This window comes from Mucilaginibacter sp. 22184 (assembly GCF_052045695.1).
Classification (GTDB): Bacteria; Bacteroidota; Bacteroidia; order Sphingobacteriales; family Sphingobacteriaceae; genus Mucilaginibacter.
On sequence record NZ_JBQEPI010000003.1, the window covers coordinates 206,649 to 223,020 of the forward strand.

General features: G+C 41.5%; 15 protein-coding genes. 9 read left to right on the forward strand and 6 right to left on the reverse strand.

Annotated features, from left to right (window positions below; all coding sequences use genetic code 11):
* Window positions 1-61: 61 nt before the first annotated feature.
* Together lysS and ACTJKG_RS08350 are read left to right on the forward strand one after the other, a co-directional pair.
* The gene (lysS, locus tag ACTJKG_RS08345) at window positions 62-1,783 is read left to right on the forward strand and encodes a lysine--tRNA ligase (protein WP_440738930.1); all 1,722 of its coding nucleotides are present in this window, start codon (window positions 62-64) and stop codon (window positions 1,781-1,783) included.
* Between the two features lie 300 nt (window positions 1,784-2,083).
* Window positions 2,084-2,503 carry a hypothetical protein gene (locus ACTJKG_RS08350; protein WP_440738931.1) on the forward strand — a complete coding sequence of 140 codons (420 nt, stop codon included), beginning with the start codon at window positions 2,084-2,086 and terminating at the stop codon, window positions 2,501-2,503.
* A gap of 134 nt (window positions 2,504-2,637) precedes the next feature.
* Here ACTJKG_RS08350 and ACTJKG_RS08355 read toward each other — a convergent pair whose 3' ends face one another.
* Both ACTJKG_RS08355 and ACTJKG_RS08360 read right to left on the reverse strand, forming a co-directional pair.
* Complete coding sequence (locus ACTJKG_RS08355; protein ID WP_440738932.1) at window positions 2,638-3,807, reverse strand: hypothetical protein; 1,170 nt, start codon at window positions 3,805-3,807, stop codon at window positions 2,638-2,640.
* Between the two features lie 252 nt (window positions 3,808-4,059).
* Entirely contained in the window at window positions 4,060-6,447 is a 2,388-nt protein-coding gene (locus tag ACTJKG_RS08360) for an FtsX-like permease family protein (RefSeq protein ID WP_440738933.1), read from the reverse strand.
* Window positions 6,448-6,839: 392 nt separating this feature from the next.
* Between ACTJKG_RS08360 and ACTJKG_RS08365 the strand changes: the two genes are divergently transcribed.
* From ACTJKG_RS08365 to ACTJKG_RS08385, 5 genes are all read left to right on the forward strand, one after another.
* Window positions 6,840-7,409 (forward strand): Crp/Fnr family transcriptional regulator, encoded by a 570-nt coding sequence (locus ACTJKG_RS08365; protein ID WP_440738934.1) that lies wholly within the window; start codon window positions 6,840-6,842, stop codon window positions 7,407-7,409.
* A gap of 121 nt (window positions 7,410-7,530) precedes the next feature.
* Window positions 7,531-8,211: a type 1 glutamine amidotransferase domain-containing protein gene (locus tag ACTJKG_RS08370; protein ID WP_172334996.1), complete on the forward strand. Its 681-nt coding sequence runs from the start codon at window positions 7,531-7,533 to the stop codon at window positions 8,209-8,211.
* Between the two features lie 51 nt (window positions 8,212-8,262).
* Entirely contained in the window at window positions 8,263-8,568 is a 306-nt protein-coding gene (locus tag ACTJKG_RS08375) for a putative quinol monooxygenase (RefSeq protein ID WP_172334997.1), read from the forward strand.
* 218 nt (window positions 8,569-8,786) lie between these two features.
* Window positions 8,787-9,356 (forward strand): dihydrofolate reductase family protein, encoded by a 570-nt coding sequence (locus ACTJKG_RS08380; RefSeq protein WP_440738935.1) that lies wholly within the window; start codon window positions 8,787-8,789, stop codon window positions 9,354-9,356.
* A 190-nt stretch (window positions 9,357-9,546) separates the two neighbouring features.
* Window positions 9,547-10,113 (forward strand): dihydrofolate reductase family protein, encoded by a 567-nt coding sequence (locus ACTJKG_RS08385; protein ID WP_172334999.1) that lies wholly within the window; start codon window positions 9,547-9,549, stop codon window positions 10,111-10,113.
* A gap of 136 nt (window positions 10,114-10,249) precedes the next feature.
* Here ACTJKG_RS08385 and ACTJKG_RS08390 read toward each other — a convergent pair whose 3' ends face one another.
* The 4 genes from ACTJKG_RS08390 to ACTJKG_RS08405 form a co-directional block, all read right to left on the reverse strand.
* Window positions 10,250-13,924 (reverse strand): ABC transporter permease, encoded by a 3,675-nt coding sequence (locus ACTJKG_RS08390; protein ID WP_440738936.1) that lies wholly within the window; start codon window positions 13,922-13,924, stop codon window positions 10,250-10,252.
* A gap of 232 nt (window positions 13,925-14,156) precedes the next feature.
* Window positions 14,157-14,660, reverse strand: coding sequence for an SRPBCC family protein (locus ACTJKG_RS08395; RefSeq protein ID WP_440738937.1), 504 nt, complete (start codon window positions 14,658-14,660; stop codon window positions 14,157-14,159).
* A gap of 2 nt (window positions 14,661-14,662) precedes the next feature.
* Window positions 14,663-14,977 (reverse strand): ArsR/SmtB family transcription factor, encoded by a 315-nt coding sequence (locus ACTJKG_RS08400; protein ID WP_440738938.1) that lies wholly within the window; start codon window positions 14,975-14,977, stop codon window positions 14,663-14,665.
* 9 nt (window positions 14,978-14,986) lie between these two features.
* Window positions 14,987-15,367 (reverse strand): DoxX family membrane protein, encoded by a 381-nt coding sequence (locus tag ACTJKG_RS08405; RefSeq protein WP_440738939.1) that lies wholly within the window; start codon window positions 15,365-15,367, stop codon window positions 14,987-14,989.
* Between the two features lie 92 nt (window positions 15,368-15,459).
* On the opposite strand from ACTJKG_RS08405, the gene ACTJKG_RS08410 reads away from it, so the two are divergent.
* Together ACTJKG_RS08410 and ACTJKG_RS08415 are read left to right on the forward strand one after the other, a co-directional pair.
* Window positions 15,460-15,636, forward strand: a complete 177-nt coding sequence (locus ACTJKG_RS08410; protein WP_440738940.1) for a hypothetical protein — start codon at window positions 15,460-15,462, stop codon at window positions 15,634-15,636.
* Window positions 15,633-16,355 carry an SDR family oxidoreductase gene (locus ACTJKG_RS08415; RefSeq protein WP_172335004.1) on the forward strand — a complete coding sequence of 241 codons (723 nt, stop codon included), beginning with the start codon at window positions 15,633-15,635 and terminating at the stop codon, window positions 16,353-16,355. Before ACTJKG_RS08410 ends, ACTJKG_RS08415 begins: the two co-directional genes overlap by 4 nt.
* Window positions 16,356-16,372: the final 17 nt, after the last annotated feature.

The window sequence follows — 16,372 nt, forward strand, 5'->3', positions numbered from 1 at the left end:
CCCTCCATCAAACTCATTAAAAACACTATTTTTGCAAACTATTTAAAATACCGTTTATAGCATGAGTATTGCACTATCCGAACAGGAAATTATACGCCGCAAATCTTTACAAGAATTAAGGGCATTGGGCATTAACCCATACCCTGCCGAAGCTTTTGATGTTAACGCCTGGGCACAGGATATTACCGATAACTTTAAGGATAAACCCGAGAATTATCAAAATGTAGTGATTGCCGGTCGTATCATGACCCGTCGTATTATGGGTAGCGCGTCATTTGCCGAGATCCAGGATTCAACCGGTCGTGTGCAGATCTATCTGAAACGCGATGATATTTGTCCGGATGAAGATAAAACCCTGTACAATACCGTATTTAAAAAGCTGCTGGATATTGGCGATTACATTGGCGTTAAAGGCTATGTATTTTTAACACAGACCGGCGAGATCTCCGTTCACGTTCGTGAGCTGATCGTGCTTTCCAAATCATTGAAACCCCTGCCGGTTGTAAAACGCGAGGAAGACGGCACCATACATGATGGCTTTACCGATCCGGAGCTGCGTTACCGCCAGCGTTATGTAGATTTAACGGTTAACCCCGAATACAAGAATATATTCATCAGCCGCTCTAAGGTGATCAGCGCTATGCGTGGTTACTTCAATGAGCAAGGCTGGATGGAAGTAGAAACCCCGATACTACAGCCCGTACATGGCGGCGCTGCGGCACGTCCGTTTGCTACGCATCACAATACGCTGGATATGCCGCTGTTTTTGCGCATCGCCAACGAGCTTTACCTGAAACGTTTAATTGTGGCCGGTTTCGACGGTGTGTATGAGTTTGGTAAGATGTTCCGTAACGAAGGCATGGACCGCACCCACAACCCGGAGTTTACCGCCATGGAGATCTATGTAGCCTACAAAGACTATATATGGATGATGAAAATGGTAGAGGAATGCCTGGAAACCGTGGCCCGTGCAGTACATGGCATCCCAGTAGTGCAGGTAGGTAGCAACGAGATCAACTTTGCAGGTCCGTACGAAAAACTGTCGATGTATGATTCTATCCTGAAATATACCGGTATCGATGTATCGGCTATGGACGAAGTTGCTTTGCGCCAAACCTGTGCCGAACTCAAAATAGAAGTTAACCCAACTATGGGTAAAGGCAAATTGATCGACGAGATTTTTAGCGCCAAAGTAGAAGCCAACCTGATACAGCCGACCTACATTACCGACTACCCTATCGAAATGACCCCGCTGGCCAAAAAACACCGCAGCAAGGATGGCCTTGTAGAGCGTTTTGAGCTGTTTGTGAACGGCAAGGAGATAGCGAATGCCTACTCTGAATTGAACGACCCTATTGACCAGCGCGAGCGTTTAGAGGAGCAATTGATACTGGCAGGCCGCGGCGATGACGAAGCAATGGCCATGGACGACGACTTTTTACGCGCCCTGGAATATGGTATGCCGCCAACATCGGGCCTGGGTATCGGTATCGACCGTTTGGTGATGCTGATGACCAACCAAAGCACCATACAGGAAGTACTGTTCTTCCCACAGATGCGCCCCGAGAAAAAAGCGAAAGCGCCTTCAGCCGAGGATTTTGTAAACATTGGCGTACCAACCGAATGGGTACCCGTACTCAACAAAATGGGCTTCAACACGGTTGAAGAGCTCAAAGCCGCCAACCCCAACAAGGTATTCAATGATCTGGGCGGCATGCGCAAAAAATTAAAACTGGATATTACCCTGCCTACCAAAGAAGAGGTAATGGCCTGGTTTGCATAATTCCGGACTTTGATTTAAGGATTGATATGATTTTTGAAGAGACGCATGATGTGCGTCTCTTTTTTGTTTAACTGCAATTTTAAAACTTCGCCTGTTTAAGAATCCACGCTTAAACAAGAAACGGTGAGCGTCGACGCTCACCTATCAAAAGTTCAAGAGTAGACCTTTGAACTCATGGGTAATTAGATTGTTAAAAATATGATATTAACTCTCATATTTTTAACAATATTATGTAACTTGCTCTATATTAATCACATTAACAACGCTTTATAAAGACATATTTAATATAAGTAAATTTCAATGAAAATATTTAATATAAGCCCCTTTCAAGTAACCAAATACATATTCAACCAAGAGCATTTGGCTAAAAGCTTAATTGAGCGTAGTTATGAGTCTGGTTTTGGTTATACCGGTAAAAAAGTTGAATTATTAAATACGCTCATCATTACATTTGATATTACCTACTGCGCCGGTGAGAATGATGAGCTACTTCTTTCTTACGAAAGCCATTCCCGGTTTAATTTTGAGAGTGAAGGGTTTGAGCATGATGTGCGGTCCATAGAGCAATTTTTAAAGGAATACTATGTGCATACTGAAGTTTTTTTTCAACAGTATGGATTCAAGACGATACAAGAAATAGAAAAGGAGAATGATTTTGTTAGGGGATTGGAGTCGAGTGCGCTTACGGCAATTAATAGTTTGCGAGAAGATAAATTTTAAAACCAGTTCTTTTACTAGACCTGGTTTTAAAATCATTTTGTAAGTTTAGATACGGTTCGTCTACAATTCTCTTTCCGTTTTAGTGTTCCGTCCGAATAAAAATGCTTTGATTTGGCCTTTCAGTGATAGACGATTTAATATGCATTAAATGTTTTTGTTTTACTCACCACTCTTTGCGTAACTGTTGAAACCGTAGGCTGACCAGGTTTATTAATTGTATGTCTAGTAATCTTTGTCGCACTCCAGGTTAATTGAATCGTTGGAAGTCCGTAAGCGCTATGACCATAAGATGGGGGGCTCCGAAATGTTGTATACCAGGTATCTTCTGTGCCGTCAGGCAGGTACGTTGTTGAAGAGCCATTAACCACCCACATTAGCATATTTGAAACTGATTCCACGATTGCTCCTCCGCCATTGGGATCAGAGGAACAATGAAGAACTGCATCGTACATTATTTTTGCAGGATTATTACTTGGTTCATTTGTGTTTTCGGATTCTTCGATGTTAACATCACTTTCAATCCGAGATGGAGGACCTCCCCCACTGGCAGTACCGTCACTTCCACAATTTAAAACTAAGCTTAACGTAGCCTTTCGGCCAAAGATTGCAGTTGTATTACAGGCATTAGGATCGCAAACCTGAAATAGATACTGCTCACTTATAGTGCCACCATATTGATCAAAAGTAACTAAATAATAGTTATAACAACTGTGCAGAACTTTGCCGTTAGTACTCTGTATTGTTTTGTTAGTTGATTTACCTATGGCCTGCAATACCGAGTGTCGTTTCATTGTTCCAAATTCGTATGTTTTACTTTCTTTAAAAACACCGGTAATACTGTTTAACGAAATTGTTCCAGTAAAGCTCTCTTGTTTGTCATGGCTAAAATTTACAATTGAAGCCGGGAAGCTTTCTATATTGGCTTTATTGCCCAATACGCTTACTAAAGCATTTGTTGTTATGCTCCCGTTAACTTTAGTTAAGACAAAGTATTTACTAAGGGTTAGCTGTGGATCATCAAATTTGGCAATGGTGTCTGGCTTTATAGGGACAAGTTCATATACAATTGATGAATCCCCAGTTAGAGATATAGCTTGCTCCCAATTGATATTATTCAGGGATTTATTAACAGCCATTCTGGTTAGTGTATCGAATCTTTGAGTACGCAACCAATTTTGCATTTCTACAGCTATTTCATTTTGTTTTAAAACATTTTGATTCCGTAAGTCCTTACGACAGCTACTGATAAGAACAACGATAAAACAACAGGCAGTTAGTATTGGCAGAGGAGCTTTCTTGAACATGAGCTTAAGGTTTAAAGGTTAATGATCTGTTTTTTTTATAAACTACAGCCTTAAGATGAAATTAATTTTCTTTTAATTCAATAGGTGAAAACACGGTATTTACATTCAAATAACATAGAAGTTCTATATATACAGCCTTGCTACTTCATTCGTCCAGCTTGCGGTTACCATGCTGAGGACGTACAATATTTCCATTCCGTTTATAAATACCACAAGCGGGGCGCTTGCGGGAGCGGAGACGAAAAAAAAAAGCTATTCGGCACGTAATCTCTTTATTGGATTTTCTTTAGCCGCCTGAAAAACCTTAGTCCCGATAATGGCAATACATGAAAGCATGACGATCAATAATGTGCCAATATATGGTTCGGGCCCTGCATCGGGGTGATACTTATAGATAACCTGAAAAATAAATTTACTGGTGAACAAATACCCCAATGCCGAGCCAATTACAAACGCGATCAGGATAATGCGTATAAATTCCCGGTTAATTAATCCGATAATTTGCATTACAGAAGCACCAAGCACTTTGCGCACACCAATTTCTTTGCTTCGTTTATCAATATTCAACGCAATTTGAGCAAACAAGCCTGATGCCGACAGCAGCAACGTAACTACAGCCAGGAAAAACGCAATCGACTTAAAACCTTGCGTCATCCTGAGCTCTTTTTCAATCAAATCTGATTGCAGGTAGCCCCGGTATGGAACATTCGGAGCAACCTGATGCCAGGCTGTTTGCAAGAGCTTGGTTACCTGAATCAATTTATTTTCATCTGCCCGCACCACCATAAATTTATAGTCGGCAGGTTTAGCCATATGCAAAACACATAGCGGCACCAGGTCGTGTAAGCCATACTCTTTATAATCGTTAACAACGCCAACAATGGTATATTGGGCACTATCCAGGCTTATGCGCTTACCAAGTGGTTGTTTCAACCCTAACCGCTGCACAAAGGTTTGGTTAACCAGAATTGATTCCTCAGCATCAGCACCCGTATTATAAAAATGGCGTCCCTGAATTAACTGTATACCCATAGTTTTGAGGTAGGCTTCTCCGCCAACTTTTGCGGCCTGTACCGGAATTTTTTCATTCGGGGTTTTAACCGTTTGCGTATAAGTCCCGTCGCCAATTTGTTGCATACATCCTGCTACACTTTTTATTTCGGGGTATTGCTGAACTACCTGACTGAGGGCGGTATATTCCTGCGGACTGTTTATTTCTACCACAGCTACCTCATTAATGGCGTATCCAAAATCTGCTTTCTTCTGAAATGAGGCATTTTGGGACATCACGATACCAACTACCAGCGCAAAACACGACAAACTGAATTGTGCGATCAATAAAAAACGAGTAAAACGATTGGAAGAACCCAGGGCTGTTTTGCCTTTGAGAATTTTAACCGGCTCAAATGAGCTGATATACATAGCGGGGTACAGACCCGAAAAAACCGCGCTTACAGCAGGAATAAGTATCAAAAACAGCCAAAAACCATAGTCTCTGGCAAAGTTAGGTGAAAGGTCGATACCGGTAAGCTGAATAACTGTTGGCAATAGCAATCGCACAAAAAACAACGCCAATACCGATGCCAAAAGACAAAGAACAATATTCTCGGTAAGAAACTGCCAGATCAGCTGCCTCCTGAGTCCACCTATTACTTTACGGATGCCGATCTCCTTTAACCTTCCACTGGCAAATGCCACCGAAATATTAGTAAAATTGAAGCAAGTGATCAGCAAAATAAAAAGAGACATAATAACCGGAACAATGACCAGTACACCCCGGGGATTAACGGTAAGCTGACTACCATAAACGTATCCTGGCATATCAATATCAGAGCTCGTAGCTAAATCAGCGAAGGGTTGAAGGAAAAAGCCCGATACAGGCCAATCGGTGTTGTTATGATTGTTGATCTGTACATATGAATTAAAAGTGCGTGCCATTAATTCAGCAGACTGTTTATCTTTTAATTTGAGAAATGCAGTAACAAGACCGGGATTCTTCCAGCTATTAAATGTTGTTAGTTTATTAACAGGCGCGTTCTCAAATGAGGTGATGATATCAAACTGAATACTTGAATTAGCCGGAACCTTTTGAACTACAGCAGCAACCATATACACCTTAGGACTGCCATCTGAACCAATGATTGTCAGAGACTGACCGACAGCATTTCCCTTAGAAAAACATTTCCCGGCAAATGCATCACTGATAACTACCTGATCAGGTTGGTCAAAACCAGACAGACTTCCGTTTTTCACAGGGAATTTAAAAAAATCAAACAGGTTTTTATCAGCGTAATGGATATGTTCATCAAATGTATTTTCCTCATGCTTTACTACAACGGCAGAACTGCTGAGTCGGGCAACCTCTTCTACTCCGGATATATCTTTCTCAATGAGCTTAGCTAATGGCAGGGGTGTAACACCCCAGGGTTGCTTACTCCCGTCAACCAACCGCATACTATTGAGCCGGTAAATCCGCTCGGTACCAGTATGATTGTGGTCGAAATTGGCCCGGTAGTTATAATTGAGATAAGCCAATATGCAGCAGGCGATAGCAAAGCCAAGGCCCGCTACGTTAAGGATAACATAAACTTTGTTACGCCAAAGAACACGAAAGGCAATCTTTAAGTAGTTCGAAAACATAATTATGATTTTGATTTATAGTTGTAGAGCTTGTCGAACTTCAAAAAGTGCGCTAAATCTGCTTATCGACCCGGACAATTACTATGCCAGTAGCCCTATGGACTGTTTTACAGTTGGATAGAACGCGTTTTTACAGTCAGTTGTGCGAATACGAACAGTTTAATTATCACAGGTGTACGGTAACAGTACATATCAGATTAGCCCTTTCAAGATCCCCACCAGACACACCCGTACCGGGTGATATAATTAAGCACTTGATCAATATTTATGTGCCGGAAAACACGCACTATGTGCCTGTGCAACTATGGGAATAACCATCTTTTTTATATCTCTTATCTACCATTTGCTAATTTTTCCTACATTCAATTTGCAAACAGAACCATCTGCTATTCATGGATAAACTACGGAAACATATAGAAGAGATAATTACGGTAAGTGATGAAGAGTTCGCGCATATTAAAACCTTTTTCACGCTAAAAAAGGTTAAAAAACATCAATACCTGATTCAGGAGGGCGACCAGGCCAATTTCGAATATTTGATCATGTCGGGTATTTTCAGGATGTTCTACCTCGATAGTGAAGGCAAGGAACACATTGTACAATTTGCCGGAGAAAACTGGTGGATGGCCGACTATCAGGCCTATTTCAATGAAAAAAAGGCCGACTTGTACATCACCTGTATGGAGGATGCCGAGGTATTATACCTCACGCTTCAAGGCCGGGAAAAGCTGTCGGCCGATCTGCATAAAATGGAGCATTTTTTCAGGGTGAAACTCACCAAAGGATACGTAGCACAACAACGGAGGATCATCTCCCTGCTTGCCGGTAACCCGCAACAACGGTATGAAGAGTTTGGTAAACTTTATCCGCATCTGATGCAAAAGATCCCCAAAAAATATATCGCCGAATACCTGGGAGTAAGTCGAGAAACCTTAAGCCGGCTCTATTCTGCAAACAAATAACCATTAACGAGTGTGATTCCCGTCACACTTTTTTTGTGACTTGCCTCCTCGCGGCGGGGCTGCTCAAATGTTGAAATTTGAAATATCAAAACAACTAATTGATCATTTAAAATTTAAAGTCATGAAAAAGAAAATTTTAATCATCGTTTCCAATGCTAACACCATTGGCCCGCATAACAGAAGAACAGGCAACTTTTTACCCGAAGTAGCCCACCCCTACGCCGAATTTGATAAAGCCGGTTACCAGATAGATTTTGCCAGTTTATCGGGCGATACACCTTACCTGGATGCCCTTAATCTGGCCGATGATCCGGATAATTTAAAATTTCTTACAGGTAATGGCTGGGCCGATATGCAAAAGGCGTCGAAGCTGGATACCGTAGATGTAAGCGCTTATGATGCCATATTTATGCCCGGTGGCCTTGCCCCCATGGTTGACATGCCCGAAGCGCCTCTACTTAAACAAGTAATCAAAGAAACCTACGAACGCAATGCTGTTGTAAGTGCCGTTTGTCATGGCCCGGTATCTTTGCTTAATGTAAAACTGAGCAATGGTTCTTACCTGGTGGATGGCAAAAATATCGCATCTTTTACCACCGAGGAAGAAGATAATTACGCCAGGCAGGATGTTCCTTTTGATTTGCAAACCGCATTGACCCAACAGGGTGCCATTTATCAAGTTGCAGCGCCATGGTCTGCCAATAGTGTGCAGGACGGTAACCTGGTAACCGGGCAAAATCCAGCTTCGGCAAAGGGCGTAGGCGAAAAAGTAGTCGCACTTTTAGAAGCCACTAAAGCATAATTTACTAACCGAGCGTATAACTAAATGGTTCAGTACCAAAATTATAAAAAGATGAGCAAACAACCCATTCATGTATTCGCCAAATGGCAGGTTAAAGAAGGCCAGCTAAGCATAGTACTCAACTTACTTCGGGAGGTTGCGAAAAAAAGCATCCAGGAAGAAGGGAACCTCTTTTACAATATCAACCAAAGCAATTCAGATGTAAACACCTTGTTATTATTTGAAGGCTACACAGATGAACAAGCCGTGGCAGAACACCGAAATTCGGAACATTTTCAAACGCTTGTTATTGGGCAGATAGTTCCATTGCTGGTGGAGCGGGAAGTTATTTTAGCGACTCAGCTAATTTTAGATTGAAGGATCTGTAATAAAACACCCCTGTAAAATTTACAGGGATGTTTTAGGTAAATGTTACTGGTATTTAAACAACCTGTATTTGATCTCCGCTTACTCTGCAAATATTCCCCCTATGGTAGAAAATGGCTAAAAACCCCCTTATATTGTCGCGATTGCACCGCATGTTTGTATCTTATACTCTTTAAATTTGATTAATAACTAAAACTTATAGATACAACATGAGAAAGATCAGAATTTTCGAACACATCTCGCTGGATGGCGTGATAGAGCACGATGGAAATTACACCTATGGCGCATGGACCACACCTTACAGAAGCCCTGCCGGAGCAGCCTTACTATTTGAAGCATACGGGCCAAACTTTGACCTACTGCTTGGCCGCCATACCTACGATATATTTAGTAACTTTTGGCCTACTGCTGGTGATTTTCCAATGGCGAATGCTATAAACGCTGCAACAAAACACATTGCAACCCACCGGCCCGACAGCCTGGAATGGGGCCCGGTAAAGAGTTTGGATGAGGACACTATAAAGGCCATCCGTGATCTTAAATCAACAGACGGTCCCGATCTGATCGTTGTAGGAAGCTCAACATTAACCTCTCTATTGCTTGACCAGGGGCTGGCCGACGAGGTGGTACTCATCACCTACCCTGTTTTGCTGGGTCGGGGTAAACGCTTATTGGCCGACAGTATTGACGCCAGGGAACTTGCCTTTGTCGATTCGAAAACCACACCTACTGGCTTGCTCGTGAACACTTATAAGCATCTTGGGCCACTGAAAAAATGATCTTCCCTGATGTAGGTACACGCATAGCGCGTGTGCCTACATAATTGTCTGTAATTTAATAAATGAACAGCGTCTGCCTCACTTTTCTATATACTGCTTATGAATGATATCGTGTATGCCCTTAACATCCAGAGCAGTTTACAGACATTTATAATGGAAACAAACATCATCACATTTAAAAACGAATGTTATGCGAAAATTAAAATTACAGGTACAAATGACCATTGATGGCTTTGTAGCCGGGCCAAATGGCGAGCTGGACTGGATGTGGATTCCGGGCGACCAGGATGAAACAGGTTTCAACAAAGCGATTGAGCTGGCCGACAGTTGCGACACCATTTTGCTGGGCCGCAAAATGACCCGCGATTTCATTGATCACTGGGAGAACGGATTAGTTGTCGATGGCGTCAGTCCTCACCAATCTTTAGCGCAACGTATGGTGAGTATGCGCAAGATCGTTTTCAGCCGTACACAAACCACCATCAAGGGCAAAAACGTAGAAGTGGAGAACGGGGACCTGGCTACTGCAGTGCAAGCATTGAAAAAACAACCGGGTAAAGATATTATTGTTTATGGAGGCGCCGACTTTGCAAGCTCTCTCATCAGCCATAACCTTATTGATGAATATTACATTATCCGGAACCCGGTTGCTATCGGAACTGGCCTTTCTATTTTTAAGGATAAAAAAGTGCTGCGATTAGAGAGTTCAACCGCCTTCAAAAACGGGAAAATACTCCAGAAATATCTGCCGGCATAAAGCTGGAAATCTATCTGTTAAAATATAAAAATGCGCTCCGGATCTCACCCCGGAACGCACCACATTAACGTGTCAACTAAACCTCAGATCTCACCTTATTTGACCCAAGCTCTTTACCGCAGAAGCGGCTTTTATATTATTCGCTTCGCAAACTCTTCACAGGGTTTGCTTTTGCCGCTTTTATTGCCTGGAAACTTATAGTTACCAGTGCAATAATTGTTGCAGCAAGCCCGCCCACTACAAATAACCACCAACTGATGCTTATACGATAGGCATAAGCCTGCAACCATTGGTGCATGTAATACCACGCGATGGGCGCGGCAATGGCAAACGCAATGGTAATGAGTATTATAAATTCTTTTGAAAACAGATAGACAATATTCCCTGCAGTGGCACCAAGTACTTTACGGATGCCAACTTCTTTTATCCGTTGCACGGCCATGAATGAAGCTAAACCATACAGGCCCAGGCAGCTAAGGAATATGGCAATTACCGCGAAAATTTTGTACAAAGCCGCTAACTGACTTTCCTGTTTGTAAAAACTGGCAATCTTATCATCCAAAAACTTGTACTCATAAACATAATCCGGGAATGTTTGCTCAAACATTTTTTTAACAGATTCCATTGTGGAGGAAATGTTTTTGGTTGCCAGTTTTATTCCCGCCTGGTTGTACATTACAACGTCTGTGGTAATAAGTAATGGTGCAAGATCATTACGAAAAGATCGGTCATTAAAATCTTTCAATACTCCAACAACCGGGCATTTTATCTGGTCGTTCCAGATGCTTATTTCTTTATTTAATATATCCTCAGGATTTTTTATTCCCAGACTTTTCAGCAGCGACTCGTTCACTAAAAACTCCTTTGTTAAATTTGAAGGTTGCAAATTTCTTCCGGCTATTAAAGTCAGCTTGTAAGCGGGAACATATTCGTTATCGGTGAATTTGGTGATTGCCTTAAAATCTGTTTCTTTTGTTGCATGGTCAAATCTAAGCGTACTCCACATATCATTACCATTTTCAACCGGTGTGTTGGAGCTATAACTTACTACCTGCACCCCGCTTATCGATAGTAGCTGTTTTTTCAAATAATCCATTCTACTAAGACGAAGACTATCTGTACGGAAAGGGACGTTTACAATAGCGTCTTTATCAAAGCCTAAGGGTTGATCCATAAAATAATCCATCTGCTTTACAATGATGAGCGTCCCGATGATGAGTGCCTGGGCAATGATGAATTGAAAAACCACCAACCCCCTTCTTAATGAAATTCCGTTTCCGGTATTTGCTGTCAGTTTACTTTTTAAAGCGTTTACCGGATTGAAACGCGACAAAACAATAGCGGGATAGAAACCGGCGAGCACAGTTACGGCAATGGTTACAATCAAAAGAAATAAAATAATTGCCGGATTGCTGAATATATTGAATGAAAGCGAAAGTTCTAAAAGTCGGCTTACAGCAGGCAATGCCAATATGGTTATAACCACTGCAGACATTACCGCGCTTATCACTATCAAAAATGTTTCAACGATGAATTGGATCTGCAATTGAGATTTACTACTCCCCAACACTTTTCTTACACCAACCTCCTTTGCCCTATTAACAGCCTGCGCCGTAGAGAGGTTGATAAAATTTACACAGGCAATTAACAGGATGAATGCCGCTATCAGCCACAATACATTGAGCAGTTGATGACTGATGGTTATATTACTGTAATTACCCACCCGGGTATCATAATGCACCGCGCTTAATGGTTGCACAATATGACTATCCTTATTTTCCGGAGATTGCACCTTTTGTGAATAAGCTCTTAATTGCTGATTAAAATTATCAACCGAAATATTCGGCGGTAACAAAACATAGCAACCAAAATCAGTCCCTGTCCTATCCTCCCAATTGGTAGATTTTTCTATAATACTTCCGGTAAAACCTGTTCCATAAGCCACAACAACTTTTAGCTGAAAGTCTGTATTTGCAGGTACGGGGGCAAGAATGCCCGAAACTTTCAATACTTCGGTGCCATGTTCAAATATATAGCCGCCAGCTCTTAGTTTAATAGTTTTGCCTATTGCTGTTTTCCAGTCGCCAAAATATTTTTCCGCGATCTCTTTTGTAAGCAATACATTGTTCGGATCTTCTAATGAGGTATACGAACCGGCAAGCAAAGGAAAATCAAATATTTTAAAAAATGAGGGCCCTGTAAAAAATACCCCCCGTTGTTCTTTAAATGTTTTTATTGGGGTTCCATTATTATCACCTATCAGCAACTCATCATCGCGGCTTGCAAAAATAGGGGCCACTTGTTCTATTTGCGGAAAAGATGTTTTCAGTCCTGTAGGCATTGGCAAAGGGACGTCTTTACCATAAGAAATATTTGCTGATTCCGAACGATGATATTCGGTTAGCACACGATAGATACGATCTTTCTTTTCATGAAAGTTATCAAAGCCTGTTTGAAACTGTATAATGATAAATATCACCATGCAAACGGCAATGCCAACAGCTAAGCCGGTAATATTAATAGCAGCGTAACTTTTATTACGCATCAGGTTGCGCCGTGCTATTTTCAAATAATTCTTAAACATAAAGTTGCGATTTGATTTCCAATGAAACCACTTAGGGGCGATTTCATGCAACGAAATTACCGGCGCAAAACGGGATTGACGTCCCAAGTTATAAGATGGGCGCTCTTTTTTAAGTTCATTTTTATATTCAACGGGGCTTTTCCCGGTTATTTGTTTAAAAATGCGGTTAAAAGTAGTTTTGGAATTGAACCCCGATTCAAATGCAATACCAAGCAGGGTAAGATGGGCATAAGCCGGGTCCTGCATTTTCCGAACAACATCCGCGACGCGATAGTCATTGATGAAATCATTGAAGCTTTTCTTGAATACCGTGTTGATAATGCGCGATAGTTCATGAAGACTTAGATCAAGCTTTCCGGCCAATGAGCTTAAGCTGAGTTCCGGATCCTGGTAATATAGACCGGTTTTCATAGTTTTCTTTAACCAGGTGGCTTTTTGCCTTAGTTCTGCCGGGAGCAATGGCTTTGAAAGTAAAGGTATTTCAGCCGGTGCGCCAGCCTCTGGTCTTAAGTATATCACAATAGCTACCCGGATGAAGACGACCGCTAAAAGGAGATACAAAGGATAATAAGCCGGTAAGTCCAATTCACCATGGTAATAAAAATAATCGATGGCAGTATACGGCACCCACAATAGCCATATCAAGCCAAAACCCATCAATAAGCGTTGCAGCCACCGTAACTCATACCGGTACCGGTCGCCCTCAGTAAATTTTAGCTGTTGATAGTAGTTTTGGATAAGCTTATGGCATTGGTATAGGTAGATAATAACCGAGATAAAAGCAAGGAATTGCAATACCGGGTTCAACTGCCGAAAGGTCATGGTATCGTAGGTGGCCAGGCTTGTTCTCAAACTCTCCTTTATCTGCAGTGCGTGTGCCCCCAGTTCCAGCAACAACGGACTAAAGTGGAGCAAATCCTTATACCGGAACTTAAATTCCGGCCGGGTCATTTTAAGCACATAAAAAAAAATCAGCGGACCAAATGCCAACGAAAACCGCATTGGTAGCCAGCTCCAATGTGGAAAATAGTTCTCCAAACGGATGTCGGTGCCTAATAGCCAGGCCATCCACAAAACAACAGTGGCAAGGCCAAGGGCCAGAAAGCGGCTGGCCCCTTGATTGGATCTTTTAGTAGTTACTAACAGCAGGATAAAAGTTAGCCCGATAAATATCGTTCCGAGAAAGAACAGATCATACAGGTTGATATGGAATATATAAGGGTTCAATGAGTTAAATAGCGCAATCGCTGTTCCAATTTACTAATATATTGACAGATAATATATTATAGACTACCCATTGAGTAAATTGTAACAAAAGCGAACGTTTGGCCGTTCGGTTTTGAGTTATGTGAATCAACGATTCTTAAAATCCGTTAAATAGCTTTTAAACTCAAATTATTAAAGCATAATGATTATTTGCTGGCATATGCGACATGCATACCCCAGCAAATGGTTCATTTTATTTTTTCAGGATTACTAACAGTTCATCCAGTTTTTCCAGCGTTGCCAGCATCCCCTGCTCCATACCCATTTGTATAACAGCTTCCAGATCCGAAAGCGATTTGTAGGTAACCACAGTTTCTACAACGGCGTTCTCGCCCTTATCTGTAAAAGTTACCAGCCACTCTGCACGGGGCAGGTCTTCATTTATCTCCCCATCGGCGTTAGAGAAAGCATCCAGCGTTGTATAATAGTCGATCGGTTTGATTTTTAAGTATGATGTATAACCCCAGTATTCTGTGCTGTTTGGCTCTACCATAGCATAGTGCCAATGCCCCCCTTCACGAAAATCCATCGATTTTGTCCTGGTGGTTAATGGCTTGGGGGCAAACCAGCGGTCAAGCAATTCGCTTTTGGTATGACAGTCCCAAACCAATTGCCTGCCCGCTAAAAACTCACGCCTGATGGTCAGTGTATTTTTTTGTTTATCAGTAATAAAGTCAAAGTACAAATTGTGTTTCATTCCTATGTTTTTTTAATAATGGATAAAAGTTCATCGAGTTGCAGAAACCGGGTTTCCCAGATCTGGCGGAATTGTTCCAGCCATTTGTCAATTTCTTTCATCTTATCAATTTCTAATTGATAGTATATTTCCCGGCCCTGGTGTTTCTGTTCCACCAGTTCGCATTCGGTTAATATCCTCAGATGTTTTGAAATAGCTTGCCTTGTTGTATCAAAATGCTCGGCAATAGCATTAGGTGTCATAGCCTGTATGGCAATTAAAGCGATAATAGCCCTGCGTGTTGGGTCTGCTATAGCTTGAAAAATATCTCTCCTCATCGAAAAAAATTATTTCCCGATCATGGGCAGGTATTTTTCCCTGTTCTCAATAATTACCCATAGAATAATCGCTATCAAGGCAAACACAATAGGTAAACCCGAGGGGGCTACGCTGATGTTGGTCAGTAGTATACCAGTTAAAACCGGCACGATAATAACAGCGCCAAGTGCCCTGGTTCTGCCAAAGATCAGTAACAAACCGCCAACAAATTCGGCCGAACCAACCAAGGGCAAAAGCCAGCCAATTTCCATAAATGCCTTCCCGTGTTTTATCATTTTCTCGGGCATATCTTTAGGCACGGGCATGTAGTGTAAAAATTTATCCAGGCCCGCATTCATAAACATCAAACCAGCCAACAGGCATAAAACAAAGAGTATTTTACTTTTCATAATGAGTTATTTTAATTAAATAAGAAACCGATCAGTTGCAAATATATAAGCAACCGATCGGTTTCGCAAATTTTATTTAAAAATTCTTTTAAATGGGACTTAATCGGGATGGTGTTACCCACAATAGTCCTATAAGTACCATTAATGATGCATTGCGGTTTAAAACACGTGTGCGTTTCTTTGTGCTGATGTATTTCAGGGAGGGTTTCCTAAATGTAACGGGCTTTCTTTCCAGAGAAAGATACATCTGTCAAAAACTATTATTATGAAAACAGTATTAATCACCGGAGCCAATAAAGGGATCGGTTTTGAAACCGCCAAACAACTGGCACAATTGAACTATTTTGTTTATTTAGGCAGCAGGGATAAAGCACATGGACTTGCAGCAATTCAAAAGTTAAATGATCTGGGTATAACTAACGTAGAAACTATTGTAATTGATATAGCTGATATTAAATCAGTTAGACAGGCAAAGCAGGAATTGGAGAATAAAATTAATTCTTTAGATATTTTGATCAATAATGCTGGTATTTCTGGCGACCAACCTCAAGATTTTTCTACAGGTGACATGGAAAACCTACGCAAGGTATTCGATGTTAATTTTTTTGGCCCTATACAAACTACGCAGGAATTTTTGCCCCTACTGAGAAAATCAACTGAACCATCCATCATCAATGTTTCCAGTGAAGTTGGTTCTATCTCCCTGCGCACTGACGCAGGAAGAAACACAAACCGGGATAAATACAATGCATACGGTTCTTCTAAAACTGCATTAAACGCTTTTACGGTAATGCTGGCCAATGAACTTTGTGACGCAGGTATTAGCGTCAACAGTGTTACACCAGGATATACGGCTACCGATCTAAATCAATTTCAGGGAGCAAAAACCGTAGAGCAAGGCGCAGTGCCTATTGTACAACTGGCAACACAATCCCATCCAAACACTACCGCTAAGTTTTTTAAAGACGGAGGCGAGGTTCCCTGGTAGTCAATAGTTTCTCCTAT

Excerpts from the sequence above, each read along its gene's own strand:
- ACTJKG_RS08385 (WP_172334999.1), top strand. The coding sequence starts at position 9,547 with ATGCGAAAATTAAAATTACAGGTACAAATGACCATTGATGGCTTTGTA.
- ACTJKG_RS08380 (WP_440738935.1), top strand. The coding sequence starts at position 8,787 with ATGAGAAAGATCAGAATTTTCGAACACATCTCGCTGGATGGCGTGATA.
- ACTJKG_RS08360 (WP_440738933.1), bottom strand. The coding sequence starts at position 6,447 with ATGTTTTCGAACTACTTAAAGATTGCCTTTCGTGTTCTTTGGCGTAAC.
- ACTJKG_RS08415 (WP_172335004.1), top strand. The coding sequence starts at position 15,633 with ATGAAAACAGTATTAATCACCGGAGCCAATAAAGGGATCGGTTTTGAA.
- ACTJKG_RS08410 (WP_440738940.1), top strand. The coding sequence starts at position 15,460 with ATGGGACTTAATCGGGATGGTGTTACCCACAATAGTCCTATAAGTACC.
- ACTJKG_RS08375 (WP_172334997.1), top strand. The coding sequence starts at position 8,263 with ATGAGCAAACAACCCATTCATGTATTCGCCAAATGGCAGGTTAAAGAA.
- ACTJKG_RS08365 (WP_440738934.1), top strand. The coding sequence starts at position 6,840 with ATGGATAAACTACGGAAACATATAGAAGAGATAATTACGGTAAGTGAT.
- ACTJKG_RS08400 (WP_440738938.1), bottom strand. The coding sequence starts at position 14,977 with ATGAGGAGAGATATTTTTCAAGCTATAGCAGACCCAACACGCAGGGCT.
- ACTJKG_RS08405 (WP_440738939.1), bottom strand. The coding sequence starts at position 15,367 with ATGAAAAGTAAAATACTCTTTGTTTTATGCCTGTTGGCTGGTTTGATG.
- ACTJKG_RS08355 (WP_440738932.1), bottom strand. The coding sequence starts at position 3,807 with ATGTTCAAGAAAGCTCCTCTGCCAATACTAACTGCCTGTTGTTTTATC.
- ACTJKG_RS08370 (WP_172334996.1), top strand. The coding sequence starts at position 7,531 with ATGAAAAAGAAAATTTTAATCATCGTTTCCAATGCTAACACCATTGGC.
- ACTJKG_RS08395 (WP_440738937.1), bottom strand. The coding sequence starts at position 14,660 with ATGAAACACAATTTGTACTTTGACTTTATTACTGATAAACAAAAAAAT.
- ACTJKG_RS08350 (WP_440738931.1), top strand. The coding sequence starts at position 2,084 with ATGAAAATATTTAATATAAGCCCCTTTCAAGTAACCAAATACATATTC.
- lysS (WP_440738930.1), top strand. The coding sequence starts at position 62 with ATGAGTATTGCACTATCCGAACAGGAAATTATACGCCGCAAATCTTTA.